Origin of the sequence: Sinorhizobium sp. P24N7, assembly GCF_042436655.1 — a bacterium.
Taxonomy (GTDB): Bacteria; Pseudomonadota; Alphaproteobacteria; order Rhizobiales; family Rhizobiaceae; genus Sinorhizobium; species Sinorhizobium meliloti_A.
In genome coordinates, this window is record NZ_JBHMIW010000004.1 from 77,724 (window position 1) to 99,273 (window position 21,550).

A 21,550-nucleotide genomic window follows, 5' to 3' on the forward strand; every position below is an offset into this window, starting at 1 on the left:
CGCTCACTCTCCCTCATCGTCGTAGCCGACAAGGTGCAATGGCCGTGCGGGTATGCCCTGCAACTGACACCAGCGGACCAGCGCCTCCTCACGGCCATGCGTCACCCAGACTTCGGCAGGCGCGATTTCGCGGATCGTGGCCGTGAGCTCGGCCCAGTCGCAATGATCGGAGATGACGAGCGGCAACTCGACGCCGCGCTGCTTGGCGCGCTGTCGGATGAGCATCCAGCCGGAGGCGAAGATGGCGAGCGGATCGGCGAAACGGCGCGCCCATCGCTCGGCAAAAGCCGCCGGAGGCCCGAGGACGATAGCGCCGGCGAGGTCCTGCCGGTTTTCCTGGCCGAGCGTTGCCGGACGGATATCGCCGAGATCGATGCCCTGGCTCTGGTAATATTCGCACAGCCTGGCGAGTGCGCCATGGATGTGGATAGGTGCGTCGTAGCCCTGCTGGCGTATGAGCGCGATGAGGCGTTGTGCCTTGCCGAGGGCGTAGGCGCCGACCACATGCGCACGCTCCGGAAACTGCCGGAGAGACTGGAGGAGCCGCGCGATCTCTCCCTTGTCGTCCGGGTGGTGGAAGACCGGCAGGCCGAAGGTCGCTTCCGTGATGAAGACGTCGCAGGCGACCGGCTCGAACGACGGGCAGGTCGGATCGGGTCGTCGCTTGTAATCGCCGGAAACGACGATCCGCGTCCCGTCTGCCTCGACGGAGATCTGCGCCGAGCCGAGCACATGGCCGGCCGGGTGGAAACGGACGCGCACGCCGCCGACCGAAATCGTCTCGCCGAAGCGCGCGTCTTGGCTCGCGCCGCAGAAGTCGTCACCATAGCGCAGGCGCATGATGTCGAGCGTCTCGCGCGTCGCGAGCACATGGCCATGCCCGGCGCGCGCATGGTCTGAATGTCCGTGGGTGATGAGTGCCCTCTCGACCGGTTGCACCGGGTCGATATAGAAATCCCCGTATTGGCAGTAGAGACCTTTGGGGGCGGGAAAGAGCAAGGCGTCCGGCTTCATACGGATAAAGATAGCCGGCGGCGGCGCATCTGCCAGCTATCTGCAAAAGATTTTCGCCGTAAGGCGGCTGCGGGCCGTCCGCGGATAAAACCCTTCCCCAGCGCCGGCGTCAGGAAGCGGCAGTGCGACGGGTCAAGCCCCTCCCACTTGTGGGTAGGGGTTGGGGAGGGGCGCTCCCTGGAGGTTAGCTGTCGCCCGCGAGCGTATCGCCGATGAGTTTCAGCACCGCTTCGGCATCGATGTCGATACAGGCCTGCTGGCTTGGGAAGCCGTCCCAGGCGTTCGGGGGAAACAGTCGCCCATCCGGTTTTTGAACGGTCTGGCCGTCGGCGATGCCGCCGCAAAGGACCCGGATGGCGCCGCCACGGGTCTGAAAGAATTGGGGCGCGACGACATAGGCGCAGGCGCAGCTGTCGTGCACGATCATGCCATCATCCACATGGTGCTCGTAGAAGTCGATGTAGAATTGCGAGATGTCGGAAAGAAGCCTCGCCGGTGAACCGCCGCGTTCGGCGATCTCGGAGAGCATGGCGCGGCTCATCACCGTCTTCGTCGTCACGTCGAGACCGATGACGGTCACCGGCCATGGCGCCGTCATCACCACATCGGCCGCTTCCGGGTCGCCGTGGATATTGGCTTCCGCCGCCGGCGTGATGTTGCCGGGAACATCGAAGGCGCCGCCCATGATCACCACCGCCTTGACGAGCGCGGCAATCTCCGGATCGTCGCGCAAGGCGCGCGCCAGGTTGGTCATCCGGCCGACGGCGACGAGCGTCACCTCGCCGGGATTGGCGCGCACGGTGTCGATGATGAAGCGGTGGGCAGGACGAGGGTCGAGCGGCAGGTCCATCTGCGCCGGCACGCCGATATTGCCGAGCCCGTCATCGCCGTGAATGCCCGTCGGCCATTCGACATGCGGCCGGCCGGCATCGAACGTCTCGCCCATGCCCCTGGCAACCGGTGCGGCAATATTCCATGCCCCTTTGAGGAACAACGCATTGCGCGTCGTCGTCTCGATCGAGGCATTGCCGAAGACCGTGGTGATGCCGAGCAGCTCTATGGCCGGGTGACGGTGCAGAAAGAGGAGGGCCATCGCATCGTCGACGCCCGGATCCGTATCGAAAATAACCTTGTGCATACCGCCTCTTCCTGGTTACGGGGGATTCCCGCCTACAGCGACGTTGTGCATGGCGCAATGGACAAGCTGCGGAAGAAAGTCAATCTCTGGCCGCCTGCAGGAGGCCTCCGTTTAAACTTTCCGAAAGATGGTTCGTCTATCTTCGAAGACGCCTTCGGGCCTTTCTTGCGATCCTTTACGACGACAGCGGAGCCATCCCTTGAAGGCCATTCTCAGCAAATTGCGCCCTTCGAAGCGGCTGGTGATCATCCTGTCCGCTGCCTTCGGGGTCTCCGCCGCATCCGGCGGTGCCGCGGTCTATGTCGGTCGCGACAAGATACTGACGCGCTTCGCGGAGCCCTCCGCCTCCGGCCTCGAATGCACCGCGCTCCGGACCTTGAAGCTCGACAACAAGGGGCAGCGGTGGATCCGCATGCATGTGAAGACGGACCGGGCAACCGGGCCGGATCGGATCAGGACCGCCTTGCGCGTCGCAGGCGGCCTCGCCAAAAAGGAGGAGGCCGATCTTTACCAGGTGGTCGTGCTCGATGCGGCAGGTCCGGAGGATCGCGCAGGCGTGCGCGGTTCGGCGATCGGCGCGGAGGTGCTCTTCGCCCCCGGTCCGCGGAGCGTGCCGGGTTTGGATGAACCCTTCCGCGCCTCCTATAACGAGGCCACGGCCAACGCTGCCGGCAGGTTCCACGGCAAGGTCGTGACACTCGAACTGGACGACGTCCGCGCCATCATGGCCAAGATGGACGACCGCTCCATGTGCAACGATCCGTCCGCAGCGGGCGATGTCGCGGCCGCTGCGCCGGCCGAGGAACAGGCGAGTCATTAAGGGAGAGCCCCTCCCCAACCCTCCCCCCGTTGGGGAGGGCCTGCTCCAGGGTATCATTCGGCCTTCTGACGGCGGGCCGGGAAGAGGATGATGTCGCGGATCGACGGCGAGTTGGTGAGCAGCATGATCAGCCGGTCGACACCGATCCCCAACCCCCCGGCCGGCGGCATGCCCTGGTCCATGGCATCGAGGAAGTCCTCGTCTAGCGTCTTTTCCTTCTCGCCGCGGGCATGCGCCTGTTCCATCTGCTCGACCATGCGGGCGCGCTGCTCGACCGGGTCGTTGAGCTCGGAAAATGCGTTGCCGATCTCCCAGCCGTTGCAATAGGTCTCGAAGCGCTCGACGAGCCGCGGCTCGCCCGGCACCTCCTTGGCGAAGGGCGAGATGTCCTTCGGGAAGTGGATGACGTGAGCAGGCTGGATCAAGGTCGCTTCGACCTTCTCCTCGAAGAGGAAGGCGAGCACCTCGCCCCAGGTCGCGTCCTTCTCGATCTCGACACCGGCGTCGCGAGCCGCCTGTCGGGCCTCCTCGTCGCTCTTGATGGCAAGGAAATCGATTCCGGTCGCATCCTTGACCGCCGCCGGCATGGAGACGCGCGGGAACGGCCCCTTGAAGGAGAGCTGCTTGTCGCCGAACTCGAATTCCGTCTTGCCGTGAACCGCAAGCGCCAGGGTCTCGAACATGCGTTCCACGAGACCCATCACGTCCTCGTAGTCGGCATAAGCCCAGTAGCACTCCATCATGGTGAATTCAGGATTGTGCCGGGTCGAGACGCCTTCGTTGCGGAAGTTGCGGTTGATCTCGAAGACCTTGTCGGTAAGGCCGGAAACGAGAATGCGCTTCAGGTAAAGCTCGGGCGCGATGCGCAGATACATGTCGAGCTTCAGCGTGTTGTGATGCGTCTTGAAGGGCTCGGCCGTCGCGCCGCCATAGATCGGCTGCAGCATCGGCGTCTCGACTTCCATGAAGCCTTCGTCCTCGAGGAATCGGCGCAGGCTCGATACGATGCGGCTTCGCTGCTGGAAGCGCAGCTTCGATTCCTCGTTGACCATGATGTCGAGGTAACGCTTGCGGTAGCGCGTCTCGATGTCGGCAAGCCCGTGATACTTCTCCGGCATCGGCAGGAGCGACTTGCAGAGCATGGTGATCTCTTTGGCGTTGACCGTCAGTTCGCCGCGCTTGGTGCGGCGCACCTCTCCGGTCACCCCGATGATGTCGCCGAGATCGATCATCGGCAGAAGCGCGCGCGCCTCCTCCGGTGCCGTATCCTTGTGCGAAAAGATCTGGATCTTGCCGGAAGCGTCATGAAGATCCATGAACATGCCGGAATTGCGCGAGGAGAAGACGCGGCCGGCAACGGTTACCGTTTCGCCGCTTTCGGTATCGGGCTCCAGCCCGGCATATTTCTCCGCGAGTTCCGAATTGGTGAGCGTACGGTGGAAATGCGCGGGATAAACATCGCCGATCTGCTGGCGCAGAAGGTCGAGCTTCTGGGAGCGCACTTCCGTCGCGTCGGAGGAAAGGCCGGCTGCCTGTGTCTTGTCGGTCATGGTCTTGTCCTTACTTTCCACTGCCCGCCATGGAGGCGACGACCTGCGCGGCGACCTTCAGCCGCTGGCGCACGACCGAACGGCCGAGCAGTTCCATCGAATCGAACAGCGGCAGCGAGCGCTGCGAGCCCGAGCAGGCGACGAAGAGCGGCGCCACCACGGCTTTCAGCTTCTTGCCCATCCGCTCCGCGCTGGCGCGCAGCTCCGTCTCGATCGATTCCTTGTTCCATTCCAGAATCTTTTCGAGATCCGGCTGGACGGTGTTCAGGATTTCGAGCATCTCCTCGGGCGAGGCCTTCACCCCGGCAAAGGCGGCGGGCTGCAGGCCGAGATCCGACTTGAAGAGGAAGGCGGCGAGATCAGGCAGTTCGCCGAGCTTCGAAATGCGGGTCTGAGAGAGCTTCAGACCTTCCTTGAGCCGCTCGTTGTCCATCGCCCAGGCGAGGACGCGGGCTGCGAATTCCTCGTCGGAAAGCTTCTCGCGGATCCAGCGCGCGTTCAGCCAGTCGAGCTTCTGGATGTCGAAGATCGCGCCGGCCTTGGACAGGTTTTCCGGATCGAATTTCTCCGCCAGCTCCTCCACCGTCAGCAGTTCTTCGCCTTCGGCGATCTGGATGAAGAACAGGCCGAGGAAGTTCATCAGCGCTTCCGGCAGGTAACCGAGCGCCGTGTAGTAGGAGATGGAGGTCGGGTTCTTGCGCTTCGACAGTTTCGATTTGTCGGCATTGCGCATCAGCGACAGATGCATGAAGACAGGCGGTTCGAGGCCGAGATACTGGTAGATCAGAATGTGCTTCGGCACCGAGGCGAGCCACTCCTCGCCGCGTGCGACATGGGTGATCTTCATCAGATGGTCGTCCACGACGTTCGCCATGTGATAGGTCGGCATGCCGTCGGCCTTGAGCAGTACCTGCATGTCGACGGCTTCCCACGGGATCTCGACATCGCCATAGACGCCGTCGTGGAACTTGCAGGAGCCCTCGGTCGGGATCTTCATGCGCACGACATGCGGCTCGCCGGCGTCGACGCGCGACGTCACTTCCTCGGCCGAGAGGCTGAGGCAGAGGCCGTCATATTTGGGCGGCTTGCCGGCGGCACGCTGCGCCTCGCGCATCTGCTCCAGCCGCTCGGGCGTGCAGAAACAGCGGAAGCCGTGGCCGTTCGCAACGATCTTCTCGACGTAAGGCTTGTAGATGTCCTTGCGGTCGCTCTGGCGATAGGGGCCGTAGGGGCCGCCGATATCGGGACCTTCCGACCATTCCAGTCCGCACCACCTCAGCGCGTCGAGCACCTTCTTCTCGAATTCCGGCGTCGAGCGCGTCGCATCCGTGTCCTCGATGCGCAGGATGAATTTGCCGCCGTGCTTCTTGGCGAAGAGATAGTTGAAGAGCGCGATATAGGCGGTGCCGACATGCGGCTCGCCGGTGGGGGAAGGTGCGATACGCACCCGGACTGCAGAATCTGCCATTGTCTTTGCCCGTCTTGACGTGCTTTCGGGGCCCTTTGCCGGAGTGCTTTCCAGCTTGCGGGCGCGCATTTTATGGGAAGGAAAGGCCCGCAAGGGTTCCGCACCAGCGGTTTAGCCAGGCAATTCCAGTCGGCAGGCGTGAGACCATAGAAAGCCCTGCATGTCAACGGAAAGCCGCGAGCGGCAATGTCGTCGTCTCGCCGCAGGCCAAGAGCAAAGATCGCGGCGAAGGCCCGCATTGGTGCGATGCGGGCCTGTTGTGTCGCGCTTCTATTTCGTCCTTGCGGCTTGTCGCTTCATGCGCGCGTTGCGGGCGACCATGTTGAGCACCTCGACCAGTGCGGAGAAGGCCATCGCAGCATAGACGTAGCCCTTCGGCACGTGGAAGCCCATGCCTTCGGCGATCAGGGTCGTGCCGATCATCAGGAGGAAGGCCAGCGCCAGCATGACGATCGTCGGATTTCTCTCGATGAAGTTTGCAAGCGGGTTCGCTGCAACCAGCATGACGGTCACGGCGACGACGACGGCGACGACCATGATCGGCAGATGCGGGGTCATGCCGACGGCGGTGATGATGCTGTCGACCGAGAAGACGAGGTCAAGAAGCAGGATCTGGCCGATGGCGGCCGCGAAGCTGTTGATCGCGGAGCTGGCGATGAAATCCTCCTCATGATCGCTCGGATCGACACTGTGATGGATTTCCTTGGTCGCCTTCCACACGAGGAAGAGCCCGCCGGCGATCAGGATCATGTCCTTCCAGGAAAAGCCGTGGCCGAAGGCCTCGAAGACCGGCTGCGTCAGTTTAACGATCCAGGCGATGGTGCCGAGCAGCGCCAGCCGCATGACGAGTGCAAGGCCGATGCCGATGCGCCGGGCGCTGACGCGGTTTTCCGGCGGCAGCTTGTTGGTGAGGATCGAGATGAAAATGAGATTGTCGATGCCGAGGACCACTTCCATGACGATGAGTGTGATGAGGGCGATCCAAGCCTCCGGGCTTTGAGCAAGCGTGAGGATTTCCTGCATCGGCAACTTTTCCTTTTCGAGACACGACAGATGGCGCAGTATTTAGGCATACTTGCGAAAGTCGCAAGCGCCGCCGCGCGTTTCGCGGCGACGTTGTCGGCTCCAGGTGATCGAAAAGGTGGAATTGTCGAAGGAAAGCCGGCTGCACCTGTCCGTGCACCGGAAATCAGCCCTTCAGCGGCACCCAGATCTCGACCGCACCCATGCCGGAATGCGGATCGAAGCGCTCGTCGTAGCGTTCCATCAGGTCGGGCAATTCACCATGTCGGTGGCCGGACTGCGGAAACCAGGTCGTGAAGATGTGGTGGGCCGTGTTGGCGATTCCGGAAATGTGCCCGCGGTGGACGAAGATCGCGTAACGCTGCCGGGGCAGCTTGAGTGTCGAAAAGCCGGTGAGCAGGGCCTCGGCGTCCCGTATCTCCGCCGCAGCCATGTAGCGGAAGCGGCCCGCCTCGCCGTCCGATTGGGTGCAGACGCCATAGGCGACGTTGCCGTGCTGACCGGGAATGCTGCCGAAATAAGCGTTGAAACGCTGCCAGAGGGAAGGGATGCCTTCGGTGCGGTTGTAGTCATAGGTCTCTGCGAGACCGGCGAGAAGAAGCCCCGGGCTTTCCTCGAAGCGCGGCGGTTCGATCTTCAAAGTGCGTGCGTCGTCCATTCTGATCGGCTCCAAAAGCTCGACATTGCGGACGTGCCCCTGCTTGCGGATGGTCTCGGGCGTCACCCCGAACTGCTCGCGAAAGGCACGGGTGAAAGCCTCGTGCGAGCCGTAGCCCGCCTCGAGGGCCACTTCGAGAATGCCGGATGTGCCGTTGGCGAGGGCAAGCGCGGCGCCGCTCAGGCGTCGGCCGCGGATATAGGCACTGATCGAGCGACCGGCCGAAAGCCCGAATACGCGCGAAAGATGATAGCGCGAAAGGCCGGCGGCCGCGGCGATATCATCCAGCGATATATCCTCGGCGAAATGGCTTTCAATGAACCAGATCGCCCTTCCGATGGCACTCATCGTCACTCCCTTTGTGGACACGCAAGGTCTTACGGCCTTTCAGGCGAGCGCGTTTGATCGCGATTGCTGGATTGCAAGAAGATGGTGCGGCATGTTTCGCCGGCAAGGCGCCGTGGCGTTTACTCCGTGTCCGTCGTCTTTCCGTAGGCGGCGAGGAAAACACGGATGGCGGATCTGACGTTCTTTTCGATGCTTTCGGCCGAGACCGCATCGCACATGCCGAAAAGCCGTCCCTTGAACATTCCGGCCATGGCGAGATCGATGAACTGCTTTGCGGCCATTTCCGTGTCTTCGATTGAGAGCGTGCCTGCCGACACCTGCTGGTCGAGATAGGTCTTGAGCACGGTGTATCCGTTCTCCGGCGTCGCAGTGAAGAAACGCTGCGCCAGCCGGGGCATCCGGTCGATCACCCCGAGTACCGTGCGCATCGCGCGGATCGTGTAATCCGACGTAATGCTCGTCACCAGCTTCACGCCGAAAGCGTGAAGCGCCTCCTCGATCGGTTCATTGCCGTTCAACGATTGCTTGACGCTGTTGACGATAATGTTGCGCTCGCGCGCGATGAGCGCCGTGAACAGGTCTTCCTTGTTCTCGAAATAGACGTAGAGCGTGCCCTTGGAAACGCCGGCCTCGCGCGTGATGTCGTTCATGCTGGCGGCGTCGAAACTGCTCCGCATGAAAACGCGTTTGGCGCCGTCGAGAATCCGCTCGCGTTTGACCGGATCCTCGCCGGCGGCGTGACGCCCGCCGGTCGACGGGTGTTCGTGCTGGTCCTGCAGGGATCTTTCCTGCTCTGCGCTTTTCGCTGACGTCATGGCTGCCGGACGTATCCACTCCTTTTGATCTAGCTTGCGTCACGGGAACGCGTTCAGATCCGATTCCAATGAGAATAGCGGGCGCGGAGAGAACGCGCACACTTTATCTTCACCTTACAAATCATCTTCACCTTACAAATCGAACCGACCGGTTCGATTTGCTCTTGATATGCGGTGTGAAAGGCATTATGTCAAGCGTCATCGAACCGAACGGTTCAGTTCAATTCCAACCAGATCGGTGGCCCATGTCCGCTTCCAGCTCTTCCAGTGCTGCCCGTGTTCGTCCCGTAGGCGACGATTTCGAAATGGATACCCAGAAGGCCGAGGCCAAGGGGCCCGGAACCGACGCTGCAGCCGCAGAGCAAACCGGGACCGAGAGCGCTGCGCCCCCGAAGAAGCGCCGCAAAATCCTTCCGGTGCTGGGTCTCGTGCTTCTCGGTGCTGCCGGCTGGTACGGCTATGATTGGTGGACCAACGGCCGTTTCCTGGTCTCGACCGACGACGCTTACATAGAAGGGGACATCGCGACCATTTCGCCCAAGGTGTCCGGCTATGTCGCCAAGGTCGACGTCGTCGCCAACCAGCATGTAAAGGCTGGAGATCCCCTGGTGACCCTCGACGACGGCGATTATCGTATCGCGGCCGAACAGGCTGAGGCGCAGATCGCCACGCAGAAGCTTGCGCTCGAACGCTTCGATGCCCAGATCGCCGGCGCCAAGGCGAGCCTTACTCAAACCGAAGCGCAGAAGAAGGCGCTTGAGGCGACGGTACGCGGCGCGGAACTGGCCCAGAAACGCGCCAGCGAGCTGCAGTCGAAGTCCTTCGGCACGGACGCTTCCCTCGACAGCGCACAGGTCGCACTCGATCAGGCTCGCGCGAATCTCGCCGGCGCGGAGGCGAACATTGCTGCGGCCAAGTCCAACATCACCGTCCTCGAAGCCCAGCGGATGGAAGCTGAAAGCACCATCCGCTCTCTGGAGCTTACCCGCGACAAGGCAAACAGGGACCTGGCCTTCACGGTGCTGAAGGCGCCCTATGACGGTGTGATAGGCAATGTGGCGGTTCAGGTCGGCGATCTCGTTTCGGCGGGCCAGCGGCTGGCCGCGCTCGTTCCGACGGATGAGCTCTATATAGACGCCAACTTCAAGGAAACGCAGATCGCGCATCTGGTGCCGGGTTCCAAGGTCCAGATCCATGTCGACGCCTATGAGGATCATCCGATCGAAGGCACCGTCGCATCGATCTCGCCGGCGTCCGGCTCCGTCTTTTCGCTGCTGCCGGCGGAAAACGCGACCGGCAACTTCACCAAGGTCATCCAGCGCGTTCCGGTGCGCATCACGCTGCCGGCCGACGTGCTGGCGGAAGGGCACCTGCGCGCGGGGCTGAGCGTCGTGGTCGACGTCGATACCCGCACCGCACCGGAACAGTCGAAGGTCGCGGCCGCGAAGTAAAGGGCTCAAGGCCCGAGGAGTGGCGGAAATGGCCGCAACAGCAACAGCGGGCGCGGCTGCGCCGAGCCTACCCAAGGCCGAGGAGCATATGGACCCGCGGCGGCTCATCGCCTTTTTCGCGATGGTCGTCGGAATGTTCATGGCGATCCTCGACATCCAGATCGTCTCCGCCTCGCTCGCCGAGATCCAGGCGGGCCTGTCGGCCGGATCTGACGAGATCGGGTGGGTGCAGACCGCCTATCTGATCGCGGAAGTCATCATGATCCCGCTCTCGGGCACGCTCGCCCGCATCGTCTCGACGCGGGTGCTCTTCTCCGTGGCCGCGGCCGGCTTCACGGCCGCCAGCGCTCTTGCCGCCACGGCCACCAACATCGAACAGATGATCGTTTACCGGGCGATCCAGGGATTTATCGGCGGCGGCATGATCCCGTCGGTCTTTGCCGCAGCCTTCACCATCTTCCCGCCGTCGAAGCGCAACGTCGTCTCGCCCATCATCGGGCTCATCGCGACGCTTGCGCCGACCATCGGCCCCACGGTCGGCGGTTATCTGAGCCATGCCTTTTCCTGGCACTGGCTGTTCCTCGTCAACGTCATTCCCGGCATCATCGTCGCGACGGTCACCTGGATCTTCATCGATTTCGACAAGCCGGAACTCGGATTGATCAAGAAGTTCGACTGGTGGGGACTTCTCTCCATGGCGATTTTTCTCGGCTCGCTCGAATACGTGCTGGAGGAAGGCAATGCCAATGACTGGTTCAACGACGAGCACATCGTCATGGGTGCCGTCGCCGCCACCGTCGCCGCCGCCGTCTTCTTCTATCGGGCGTTCAAAGTCGATTTCCCGGTCGTCGATCTCAAGGCCTTCGCCAACCGCAACTTTACCTTCGGCTCGCTCTTCTCCTTCGTCATGGGGATCGGCCTTTACGGGCTCACCTATCTCTATCCGCTCTATCTCGGACGTAACCGCGGCTACGACTCCCTGATGATCGGCGAAACCATGTTCGTCTCGGGTCTCGCCATGTTCCTGACCGCGCCCGTTGCGGGTTTCCTCGCCGGGCGAATGGATCCGCGAGCGATGATGACCATCGGCTTTGCCGGCTTTGCCGCGGGCACCTGGCTGATGAGCGAGATGACCGCCGACTGGGATTTCTGGGAGCTGCTCGTTCCGCAGATCCTGCGCGGCTGCTCGCTGATGCTCTGCATGGTGCCGATCAACAATATCGCGCTCGGCACCCTGCCGCCGGCGCGCATCCGCAATGCGTCGGGACTCTACAACCTGACGCGTAACCTCGGTGGCGCGGTCGGGCTGGCGGTCATCAACACGATCCTCACGCAACGCCAGGATTTCCACTACGCCCGGCTCGCCGAGCACGTGGAATGGGGCAACCCGGAGGCCGTCGAACGGATGCGTAACATCGCCACGACCTTCACTGCGCATGGCCTCGACGGAACCACGGCTGCGGTCAAGCAACTGGCGGCGATGGTCCAGCAGCAGGCGGCGATCATGTCCTTTATCGACGTGTTCGTATTGCTCACCGTCCTGTTCCTGTCGATGATCGCCGGCGTCCTGATGATCGCCAAGCCACAAGGCGCCGGCCCAGGAGGCGGCGGGCATTAGAGCGGGAATGAGGAAACGTGTGCGCGGTTTTCCCCCCGCGTCCCGCTCTACCTGTTGGAATCGATCACGTTCATGATCTTAGGTCGACCCGCCTAAGATCGACGTGATCCGCAGGGCGCCGATGCCGCGGGGTGGCTGCCCTTATTCCGCTCCAGCGCTTTACGCGGTTTCGAGTTCGCTGCAATATTCCGTCTCGTCGAAGCTGTCGGAGGGCGCGCGGAGCAACGCGCGGGCGGCGCATGAACGATCATCCTTGCCTACGGCCTTCGCGGCGGATGTTCCTCGCCGGTGCGGTCGGATACGGTCTCTCGATGACCGTCGGCGGCAGACCTGCGAGGGCGGCCGGCCCTCCGGTTGACGTGACCTTTCTCTTTGCCGCGGATATCCATGCCTGCCTCGTTTCGACGGACGGCTTGGCGCCGAACTGCGAAGCGGAGGGCAAGACCGACGCTAGCCTCTTGCGCCACATCGCCGCGCTGAACGCATTGACGGCACAGCACTGGCCGCATGCCGTTGCAGGGAAGCCGAGCGGCCTTGCCAGTGCGGGCACGAGGATTTCGCGTCCGCTCGGTCTGGTGCTCGGCGGCGACATCACCGACGACGGCGGCGGCCAGGTTCGCCAGCCCCGCGAAGGGCGGCAATTACAGCAGTTCCAGAGCCGATACGAGCAGGCGCCGGGCCCGCACCATATCCACATTCCCGTTTATGTCGGCCTTGGAAACCATGACCTCGACCAGGACGGGCCGCCGCCGAATGCCGACTGGTATCGCCGGGAGCTGCGGGACTATGTCGAGCTTACCCATCGCCAGACCGTTTTCTACAAGCCGCCGGTGCCGGTCGCGAATTACGATCCGCTATCGGACAGCTATTCCTGGGACTGGGGCGGTCTTCATCTCGTACACCTGCAGCGTTTCGGAGGCGACGAGAACAAGGGCGCGGTGAGCGGATTGCCGTGGCTCAAGAGCGATCTCTCCTCCCGTGCCGCCGATGGCCGGCCGGTCGTCCTCTTCCAGCATTATGGCTGGGACGCGTTTTCGACCGAGGCCTGGGATCCGGCGGCAAAGACCTTTGACGACAAGGGGGAGGGCGAGCCGCATTGGTGGAGCGCCGACGAGCGCCAGGCATTGCTCGACCATTTGCAGGGTTACAACGTCGTCGGCCTCTTCCATGGGCACGAGCATGACCGCGTCATGGTCTACAGGGTCGGCGGGATCGACGTCTTCAAGCCCAAGGCGGCCTTTCTCGGCGGTTTCGCGGTCGTGCGCGTGACCGGCAGCTTCATGGATGTAGCCTTCGGCGAGGCCGAGGGCGAGCATGGCCACGTCGTGTTCACGCAGGCCTTCAGCAAGCGTTTCGACTGAAGCGACATTCCGGAAATCGTCCGTTCGATCGTCCGCCCGGAGTTTTCTGATTTACGTACATCAAAAATTCCTCTAATGGGTTTGCCGGGAGGAAGAGATGCGACCGACAGTTCACGATATCGCCGCCGAGGCGGGCGTCAGCCTCGCCACGGTCGACCGGGTGTTGAACAATCGTCCGGGCGTGAGAAGCGTCACGCGCGAGCGGGTGGAACGGGCGATCGCCACGCTCGGCTATGTTCGCGATGTCGCCGCTGCCAATCTTGCGAAGAGCCGCAGCTATCCTCTGGTCTTCATCCTGCCCGCCGGCGAAAACTCCTTCATGCGCGGTCTCGAGGCGGAGGTTCGCTCGGCAATGTCGCGTTCCGCGACAGAGCGGCTGGATATCACCATCCTCTCCGTTCCAGCCTTCGACGCAGCGGCGCTCGCCGCCGCGCTGCTCGAGGCGCGTAAGCGCCGGCCGGCGGGTGTCGCGGTGGTTGCCGTCGACGCGCCGGACGTGACGGAGGCGGTAAAGCGGCTCCGCGAAGACGGCATTGCCGTCGTTACGCTGGTTTCCGATCTGCCGGGGTCGGGGCGCGACCATTTCGCCGGGGTCGACAATGTCGCCGCGGGCCGCACCGCCGGCAGCCTGATGGGCCGGTTTCTCGGCGGCGGCGAAGGACCCGTCGCGGTGCTCGCCGGCTCCATGCTGGTACGCGACCACCGCGACCGGCTGGAGGGTTTCCAGACTGTCATGAGCGAGGATTTCCCCTCGCGCCAGGTCCTGCCGGTGATCGAGGGGCAGGACAATCCGTCGCTGGTCGAGACGCTCGTCGGCGCCCTTCTCGGGCAGCATCCCGATCTTGCCGGCATCTACAGCTGCGGCGCCGGCAATCGCGGCCTTGTCGCGGCGCTCGAAAAGGCGGGCAAAGGAAGGGCCGTTTGCACGATCGCGCATGAGTTGACGCCGCACAGCCGCGCCGGGCTTCTTTCCGGCACGATCGACGCGCTGCTCAACCAGAATGCGGGCCACGAGGTCAGGAGCGCCATCCGGGTGCTGAAAGCAAAGGCGGACGGGCTGCCGGTCATCGCGGCGCAGGAGCGCATCCGCATCGATATTTTCCTGAAGGACAACCTGCCGCTCGAGCAGGAATAGGAGGGCACCATGTATCTCGGACTGGATCTCGGCACGTCCGGCGTCAAGGCCATGCTGATGGACGGCGAGCAGCGGATCATCGGCTCCGCCAGCGGCGCGCTCGACGTCGACCGGCCGCATCCCGGCTGGTCGGAACAGGATCCGGCTGACTGGATCCGTGCCGCCGAGGAGGCGATCGCCCGATTGAGGGAAACGCATCCGCAAGCGATTGCCGCCGTCCGCGGCGTCGGCCTTTCCGGCCAGATGCACGGTGCGACATTGCTCGACGAAGGCGATGCGGTCCTGCGGCCGTGCATATTGTGGAACGACACCCGCAGCTTCCGCGAGGCGGCAGCGCTCGACGGCGATCCGCAGTTTCGGGCGCTGACCGGCAACATTGTCTTTCCGGGCTTCACCGCACCGAAGCTCGCCTGGGTGCGTGAAAACGAGCCGGAGCTGTTCGCCAGGGTTCGCTGGGTGTTGCTCCCGAAGGATTACCTGCGCCTCTGGCTGACCGGCGAGCATATGTCGGAAATGTCCGATTCGGCCGGCACGTCATGGCTCGATACGGGCAAGCGCAAGTGGTCGGCGAGCCTGCTTGCCGCTACGCAGCTCGAGGAGAGGCAGATGCCCGACCTCGTCGAGGGCACGGATGTGGCCGGCACGCTGCGGCCGGAGCTCGCCGCGCGTTGGGGAATGGGGCCTGGCGTCGTGGTCGCCGGCGGTGCGGGCGACAACGCAGCCTCGGCCTGCGGCATGGGGACGGTCGGGGAGGGGCAGGCCTTCGTCTCGCTCGGCACGTCCGGCGTCCTTTTCGCGGCCAATGCAAGCTATCTCCCCAACCCGGAGAGCGCGGTCCACGCCTTCTGCCACGCATTGCCCAACACCTGGCACCAGATGGGCGTGATCCTCTCGGCGACGGACGCGCTGAACTGGCATTCCGGCATCACCGGCCGGAGTGCTGCGGAACTCGCTAATGAACTCGGCGAGAGCCTCAAGGCGCCGGGCTCGGTTACGTTTCTTCCCTATCTCTCCGGCGAGCGCACGCCGCACAACGACGCGGCGATCCGCGGCGTCTTCGCCGGCCTCGGGCACGAGAGCTCCCGGGCGGTGCTGACGCAGGCGGTGCTCGAAGGCGTTTCCTTCGCGATCCGCGACAGTCTCGAGGCATTGCGCGCGGCCGGCACGAAGCTCACGCGGGTGACGGCGATCGGCGGCGGTTCGCGCTCGCGTTATTGGCTGAGCTCGATCGCGACCGCACTGAACCTGCCGGTCGACCTGCCCGCGGACGGCGATTTCGGCGCTGCTTTCGGCGCGGCTCGGCTCGGCCTGATCGCCGCCACCGGAGCTGACCCGGCCGCGGTCTGCACCGCACCCGAGACGGCGGAAACGATCGCGCCGGAGGCATCGCTCGTGCCCGCCTATGAAGATGCTTACCAGCGCTATCGCCGGCTCTATCCGGCGATAAAGGAAGCGGCGCTGTGAGCAGTTTCGGCGCATCCACCACCTGCCTTCCACCCGATAGCCGGCTCCGTCGCGAACGGTGCCGCCAATTCACAATCCATGAGAGGAGACTGTCGTGAGCACGGGATTTTTCGGCGATATCGCCAAGATCAAATACGAGGGACCGGAAAGCACCAATCCGCTCGCCTTCCGCCATTACAATCCGGACGACGTCGTCCTCGGCAAGCGGATGGAGGATCATCTGCGCTTCGCCGTCGCCTACTGGCACACCTTCGTCTGGCCGGGCGGCGATCCCTTCGGCGGGCAGACCTTCGAACGCCCCTGGTTCAAGGATTCGATGGATGCCGCCAAGCTGAAGGCGGATGTCGCCTTCGAATTCTTCCAGCTTCTCGGCGTACCCTACTACTGCTTCCACGACGCGGACGTGCGCCCGGAGGGGCGGAACTTCGCCGAGAACACGAGCAATCTCAACGAGATCGTCGATTATTTCGCCGGGAAGCAGGAAGAGACCGGCGTCAAGCTGTTGTGGGGCACGGCGAACCTCTTTTCCAACCGCCGCTTCATGGCCGGGGCTGCGACGAACCCGGACCCGGACGTCTTCGCCTTTTCCGCCGCGACGGTGAAGACCTGCATCGACGCGACGCAGCGGCTGGGCGGCGAAAACTATGTGCTCTGGGGCGGACGCGAGGGCTATGAGACCCTGCTCAACACCGACCTGAAGCGCGAGCTCGATCAGCTCGGCCGCTTCCTCAATCTGGTCGTCGAATACAAGCACAGGATCGGCTTCAAGGGCACGATCCTGATCGAGCCGAAGCCGCAGGAGCCGACCAAGCACCAGTACGACTACGACGTGGCGACCGTCTATGGCTTTCTCAAGAGATACGGCCTCGAAAACGAGGTGAAGGTCAACATCGAGCAGGGCCACGCGATCCTTGCCGGACATTCCTTCGAGCACGAGCTGGCGCTCGCCAATGCGCTCGGCATCTTCGGTTCGATCGACATGAACCGCAACGACTACCAGTCCGGCTGGGACACCGACCAGTTCCCGAACAACGTGCCGGAAATGGCGCTCGCCTATTACCACGTGCTTGCGGGCGGTGGCTTCAAGACCGGCGGCACGAACTTCGACGCGAAGCTGCGCCGCCAGTCGATCGACCCCGAAGATCTGCTGATCGGCCATATCGGCGGCATGGATTGCTGCGCGCGCGGCCTGAAGGCGGCCGCGAAGATGATCGAGGACAAGGCGCTCTCCGCACCGCTCGAAGCGCGCTATGCCGGCTGGAACGTGCCGGAGGCGAAGAAGATGCTCGACGGCGGCTTCTCGCTCGAGGAGATCGAGGCCTGGGTGCGGAAGGCCGACGTCAACCCGCAGCCGAAATCCGGCAGGCAGGAGCTTCTGGAAAACGTGGTCAACCGCTACGTCTGAAGGGGCACGGGGATCCTTTTTCGCGAGGGGGGCACAAGCCGATTGCCCCTCGCGAAGAATCTGCTAGCTTCTGGCTCCTGCAACGTTGCAGGTGTATCAGCTGCTGCGAATTCGCGGGCCGGAAGCACTGGAAGTCAACGGTCGGCCGCAGTGCCGGCACATCGGACACCGCTCCATCAGGGAGGAAGTTGTATGAAGACGATCAAAGGACCGGGGCTGTTTCTTGCGCAATTCGCCGGCGATGCCGCACCCTTCAATTCCTGGGATTCGATCACCAAATGGGCAGCCGATTGCGGCTATAAGGGCGTGCAGGTCCCGAGCTGGGACGGCCGGCTCTTCGACCTGAAGAAGGCTGCCGAATCGAAGACCTACTGCGACGAGGTCGCCGGCAAGGCGCGCGACAACGGCGTCGAGATCACCGAGCTTTCGACCCACCTCCAGGGCCAGCTCGTTGCGGCGCATCCCGCCTATGACGAGGCTTTCGACGGTTTCGCCGTTCCGCAAGTGCGCGGCAATCCCGGCGCACGCCAGCAGTGGGCGGTCGAGCAGGTGAAGCTGGCGCTGACCGCCTCGAAGAACCTCGGCCTCGATGCGATGGCAAGCTTTTCCGGCGCACTCGCCTGGCCCTTCGTCTATCCGTGGCCGCAGCGCCCGGCGGGCCTGGTGGAGACCGCCTTCGACGAGCTCGCGCGGCGGTGGAAGCCGATCCTCGACCATGCGGAGGATTGCGGCGTCGACGTGTGCTACGAGATCCATCCGGGCGAGGACCTGCACGACGGCATCACCTATGAGATGTTCCTGGAGCGCACCGGCAACCATGCCCGCGCCTGCATGCTCTACGACCCGTCTCACTATGTGCTGCAGTGCCTCGACTATCTCGAGAATATCGACATCTACAAGGACCGCATCCGGATGTTCCACGTCAAGGATGCGGAGTTCAACCCGACCGGACGCCAGGGCGTCTATGGTGGCTATCAAAGCTGGGTGAACCGCGCCGGCCGCTTCCGCTCGCTCGGCGACGGTCAGGTGGATTTCGGGGCCGTCTTCTCGAAGATGGCCGCCAATGATTTTGCCGGCTGGGCGGTCGTCGAGTGGGAATGCTGCCTGAAACATCCGGAAGACGGCGCGCGCGAAGGCTCCGAGTTCGTGAAGGCGCATATCATCCGCGTCACCGAAAAGGCCTTCGACGATTTCGCCGACAGCGGCACCGACGAGGCGGCGAACCGGCGGATGCTGGGAATCTAGTTCGTGATCTCACTGTCTGCCCCTCACCCGAACCCTCTCCCCGCAAGCGGGGAGAGGGGACTTGCCCCGCGGTCCCGCCGTGACAAAAGGAGGCGTCGCCACGAGTCCCTTCTCCCCGCCTGCGGGGAGACGGTCGCGGCAGCGGGATGAGGGGCGGTTCCACGCCAAACACTTCAGAAGAGGAAACAGAATGGCTATCGAGGGAAGCAGTACGGAAACGCGTCAGAAGCGCATTCGGCTCGGAATGGTGGGCGGGGGCTCGGGCGCCTTTATCGGCGCGGTGCATCGGATCGCCGCCCGGCTCGACGATCACTACGAGCTTGTCGCCGGCGCGCTCTCGTCGACACCGGAAAAGGCCGAGGCTTCGGGCCGCGAGCTCGGGCTCGACCCGTCGCGCGTCTATTCGGATTTCAAGGAAATGGCGATCCGTGAGGCGAAGCTGAAGAACGGCATCGAGGCGGTGGCGATCGTCACCCCGAACCATGTTCACTATGCTGCTGCCAAGGAATTCCTGAAGCGCGGCATCCATGTCATCTGCGACAAGCCGCTGACGTCGACGCTCGCCGATGCGAAGAAGCTCAAGAAGGCGGCCGACGAAAGCGATGCGCTCTTCGTGCTCACGCACAACTACACCGGCTATCCGATGGTGCGCCAGGCGCGCGAAATGGTGGAGAATGGCGACATCGGAGCCGTCCGCCTCGTTCAGATGGAATATCCGCAGGATTGGCTGACCGAGAATATCGAGCAGTCCGGTCAGAAGCAGGCCGCCTGGCGCACCGATCCGGCGCGCTCCGGCGCCGGCGGCTCGACCGGCGACATCGGCACGCATGCCTATAATCTCGGTTGCTTCGTATCCGGCCTCGAACTCGAGGAGCTCTCCGCCGATCTCGACAGCTTCGTTGGCGGGCGGCAGCTCGACGACAATGCGCATGTGCTGATGCGCTTCAGGGAAAAGGACGGAACGCGCGCCAAGGGGATGCTGTGGTGCAGCCAGGTGGCGCCCGGCCACGAGAACGGTCTGATGGTGCGCGTCTACGGTACCAAGGGCGGTCTCGAATGGACGCAGAAGGATCCGAATTACCTCTGGTACACGCCCTTCGGCGAGCCGAAGCGTCTGTTAACGCGCGCCGGCGCCGGCGCTTCGCCGGCGGCGGCACGCGTATCGCGCATTCCGTCCGGCCACCCCGAGGGCTATCTCGAAGGCTTCGCCAATATCTATACGGAAGCGGCACGGGCGATCTATGCCAAGCGCAACGGCGGGAAGGCGGATCCTTCCGTCATCTATCCGACGATAGACGATGGCATGAAGGGTATGACCTTCGTCGATGCCTGCGTGCGTTCCTCGGAGCGCAACGGCGCCTGGATCAAGGTCTGAACCATTCAAGCCGGAGCATTTCCGCGACCGGTGAAAATGGAGATGTTCCGGAGAAGGGCGGGGATACCTCGCCCTTTTTCATTGACATTTGCCGCCGCGGCCTTAGGCCACATCCACAGACGAGGGCGAGACTTCCATGGCCCGCCTTACCATTGACCCGAACGCAGCCATGCCTTCGGTCCGGCTGCGCAGACGATGAGGCTCAAACGATGATCGAAGCCAAGAAACTGGCAGAGCGTTTTCCCGGCGACTTTGTCTTCGGCGTTGCGACCGCATCCTTCCAGATCGAGGGAGCCAGCAAGGCGGACGGGCGCAAAGCCTCCATCTGGGACGCCTTCTCCAATATGCCGGGGCGCGTTTACGGGCGCCACAACGGGGACGTCGCCTGCGACCATTACAACCGGCTGGAGCAGGATCTGGACCTCATCAGCGGCCTCGGCGTCGAGGCCTACCGCTTCTCGATCGCCTGGCCGCGGATCGTACCGGAGGGCACCGGGCCGATCAACGAGAAGGGGCTCGACTTTTACGACCGCCTCGTCGACGGCCTGAAGGCGCGTGGCATCAAGGCGTTTGCAACCCTCTATCACTGGGACCTGCCGCTGGCGCTGATGGGCGACGGTGGTTGGACGGCGCGCACGACCGCCTATGCCTATCAGCGTTACGCCAAGACCGTGATTGCGCGTCTCGGCGATCGTCTCGATGCGGTCGCGACCTTCAACGAACCGTGGTGTTCCGTCTGGCTCGGCCATCTCTACGGTGTCCATGCACCGGGCGAGCGCAACATGGATGCAGCACTTGCCGCACTGCACTTCACCAATCTCGCCCATGGGTTGGGGGTTGCGGCGATCCGCTCGGAACGGCCGGAGCTGCCGGTCGGCATCGTCATCAATGCCCATTCGGTCTATCCCGGCAGCGACAGCGCCGAGGACAAGGCCGCTGCAGAGCGCGCCTTCGATTTCCACAACGGCGTCTTCTTCGATCCGATCTTCAAGGGCGAGTATCCGGAGGGTTTCCTCGCCGCGCTCGGCAAGCGCATGCCGGCGATCGAGGACGGCGACATGGCAACGATCGCCCAGCCGCTCGATTGGTGGGGGCTCAACTATTATACGCCGATGCGCGTTTCGGCAGACTCCGCGAAAGGCGCCGAATATCCGGCGACCGTCAATGCCAAACCTGTCAGCGACGTGAAGACCGATATTGGCTGGGAAGTCTATGCGCCGGCTTTGGGCAGCCTGGTGGAGACGCTCAATGCGCGCTACAGGCTCCCCGATTGCTACATCACCGAAAATGGCGCCTGCTACAATATGGGCGTCGAGAACGGCTCCGTCGACGATCAGCCTCGGCTCGATTACATCTCGGACCACCTCGCCGTCACCGCCGATCTCATTGCCAAGGGTTATCCGATGCGGGGCTATTTCGCCTGGAGCCTGATGGATAATTTCGAATGGGCCGAGGGCTACCGGATGCGCTTCGGCATCGTTCACGTCGATTACGAGACACAGGTCCGCACGATCAAGAAAAGCGGTCGCTGGTATAAGGATCTGGCGGAACGGTTTCCGAGGGGCAACCACAAGCCGGGATGATGCCGGAGCGGGCGGACGGCAGTTCTGCACAAAAAGAGTAGACTTTTGCGTCGCACTTTGGGGCTCCGGAAAAACGTAC

At 63.4% G+C, this 21,550-nt stretch carries 17 protein-coding genes; 10 read left to right on the top strand and 7 right to left on the bottom strand.

Annotated features, from left to right (window positions below; translation table 11 throughout):
• Positions 1-3: 3 nt before the first annotated feature.
• Positions 4-1,014, bottom strand: a complete 1,011-nt coding sequence (locus ACFHWW_RS07880; protein WP_275597306.1) for a ligase-associated DNA damage response exonuclease — start codon at positions 1,012-1,014, stop codon at positions 4-6.
• A 184-nt stretch (positions 1,015-1,198) separates the two neighbouring features.
• Complete coding sequence (locus tag ACFHWW_RS07885; protein ID WP_275597307.1) at positions 1,199-2,152, bottom strand: nucleoside hydrolase; 954 nt, start codon at positions 2,150-2,152, stop codon at positions 1,199-1,201.
• 199 nt (positions 2,153-2,351) lie between these two features.
• Here ACFHWW_RS07885 and ACFHWW_RS07890 point away from each other — a divergent pair, with 199 nt between their 5' ends.
• Positions 2,352-2,972 carry a hypothetical protein gene (locus tag ACFHWW_RS07890; protein ID WP_379937922.1) on the top strand — a complete coding sequence of 207 codons (621 nt, stop codon included), beginning with the start codon at positions 2,352-2,354 and terminating at the stop codon, positions 2,970-2,972.
• A 53-nt stretch (positions 2,973-3,025) separates the two neighbouring features.
• Here the strand turns inward: ACFHWW_RS07890 and lysS are convergent, their stop codons facing one another.
• The 5 genes from lysS to ACFHWW_RS07915 form a co-directional block, all read right to left on the bottom strand.
• Positions 3,026-4,522, bottom strand: a complete 1,497-nt coding sequence (gene lysS, locus ACFHWW_RS07895; RefSeq protein ID WP_379937923.1) for a lysine--tRNA ligase — start codon at positions 4,520-4,522, stop codon at positions 3,026-3,028.
• Between the two features lie 10 nt (positions 4,523-4,532).
• Positions 4,533-5,990, bottom strand: coding sequence for a glutamate--tRNA ligase (gltX, locus tag ACFHWW_RS07900; RefSeq protein WP_100672865.1), 1,458 nt, complete (start codon positions 5,988-5,990; stop codon positions 4,533-4,535).
• A 270-nt stretch (positions 5,991-6,260) separates the two neighbouring features.
• Positions 6,261-7,013, bottom strand: coding sequence for a TerC family protein (locus ACFHWW_RS07905; RefSeq protein ID WP_379937924.1), 753 nt, complete (start codon positions 7,011-7,013; stop codon positions 6,261-6,263).
• Between the two features lie 166 nt (positions 7,014-7,179).
• The gene (locus tag ACFHWW_RS07910) at positions 7,180-8,019 is read right to left on the bottom strand and encodes a GyrI-like domain-containing protein (RefSeq protein ID WP_379937925.1); all 840 of its coding nucleotides are present in this window, start codon (positions 8,017-8,019) and stop codon (positions 7,180-7,182) included.
• A 119-nt stretch (positions 8,020-8,138) separates the two neighbouring features.
• A complete protein-coding gene (locus ACFHWW_RS07915; RefSeq protein ID WP_379937926.1) occupies positions 8,139-8,834 on the bottom strand; it encodes a TetR/AcrR family transcriptional regulator in 696 nt (231 codons plus the stop codon).
• Positions 8,835-9,079: 245 nt separating this feature from the next.
• Here ACFHWW_RS07915 and ACFHWW_RS07920 point away from each other — a divergent pair, with 245 nt between their 5' ends.
• The 9 genes from ACFHWW_RS07920 (at position 9,080) to ACFHWW_RS07960 (ending at position 21,471) form a co-directional block, all read left to right on the top strand.
• Positions 9,080-10,285 (top strand): HlyD family secretion protein, encoded by a 1,206-nt coding sequence (locus ACFHWW_RS07920; protein ID WP_100672869.1) that lies wholly within the window; start codon positions 9,080-9,082, stop codon positions 10,283-10,285.
• A 28-nt stretch (positions 10,286-10,313) separates the two neighbouring features.
• Positions 10,314-11,903, top strand: a complete 1,590-nt coding sequence (locus ACFHWW_RS07925) for a DHA2 family efflux MFS transporter permease subunit (RefSeq protein WP_379937927.1) — start codon at positions 10,314-10,316, stop codon at positions 11,901-11,903.
• Positions 11,904-12,178: 275 nt separating this feature from the next.
• Positions 12,179-13,264, top strand: coding sequence for a metallophosphoesterase (locus tag ACFHWW_RS07930; protein WP_379938061.1), 1,086 nt, complete (start codon positions 12,179-12,181; stop codon positions 13,262-13,264).
• Positions 13,265-13,361: 97 nt separating this feature from the next.
• Positions 13,362-14,399 (top strand): LacI family DNA-binding transcriptional regulator, encoded by a 1,038-nt coding sequence (locus tag ACFHWW_RS07935; protein WP_379937928.1) that lies wholly within the window; start codon positions 13,362-13,364, stop codon positions 14,397-14,399.
• A gap of 9 nt (positions 14,400-14,408) precedes the next feature.
• A complete protein-coding gene (gene xylB, locus ACFHWW_RS07940) occupies positions 14,409-15,863 on the top strand; it encodes a xylulokinase (RefSeq protein WP_379937929.1) in 1,455 nt (484 codons plus the stop codon).
• A 94-nt stretch (positions 15,864-15,957) separates the two neighbouring features.
• Positions 15,958-17,268, top strand: coding sequence for a xylose isomerase (xylA, locus tag ACFHWW_RS07945; protein ID WP_275597313.1), 1,311 nt, complete (start codon positions 15,958-15,960; stop codon positions 17,266-17,268).
• Positions 17,269-17,460: 192 nt separating this feature from the next.
• Complete coding sequence (locus ACFHWW_RS07950) at positions 17,461-18,513, top strand: sugar phosphate isomerase/epimerase (RefSeq protein ID WP_275597314.1); 1,053 nt, start codon at positions 17,461-17,463, stop codon at positions 18,511-18,513.
• A 190-nt stretch (positions 18,514-18,703) separates the two neighbouring features.
• On the top strand, positions 18,704-19,888 hold the full coding sequence (locus ACFHWW_RS07955) for a Gfo/Idh/MocA family protein (RefSeq protein WP_100672875.1): 1,185 nt from the start codon (positions 18,704-18,706) through the stop codon (positions 19,886-19,888).
• Between the two features lie 209 nt (positions 19,889-20,097).
• A complete protein-coding gene (locus ACFHWW_RS07960) occupies positions 20,098-21,471 on the top strand; it encodes a GH1 family beta-glucosidase (RefSeq protein WP_100672876.1) in 1,374 nt (457 codons plus the stop codon).
• Positions 21,472-21,550: the final 79 nt, after the last annotated feature.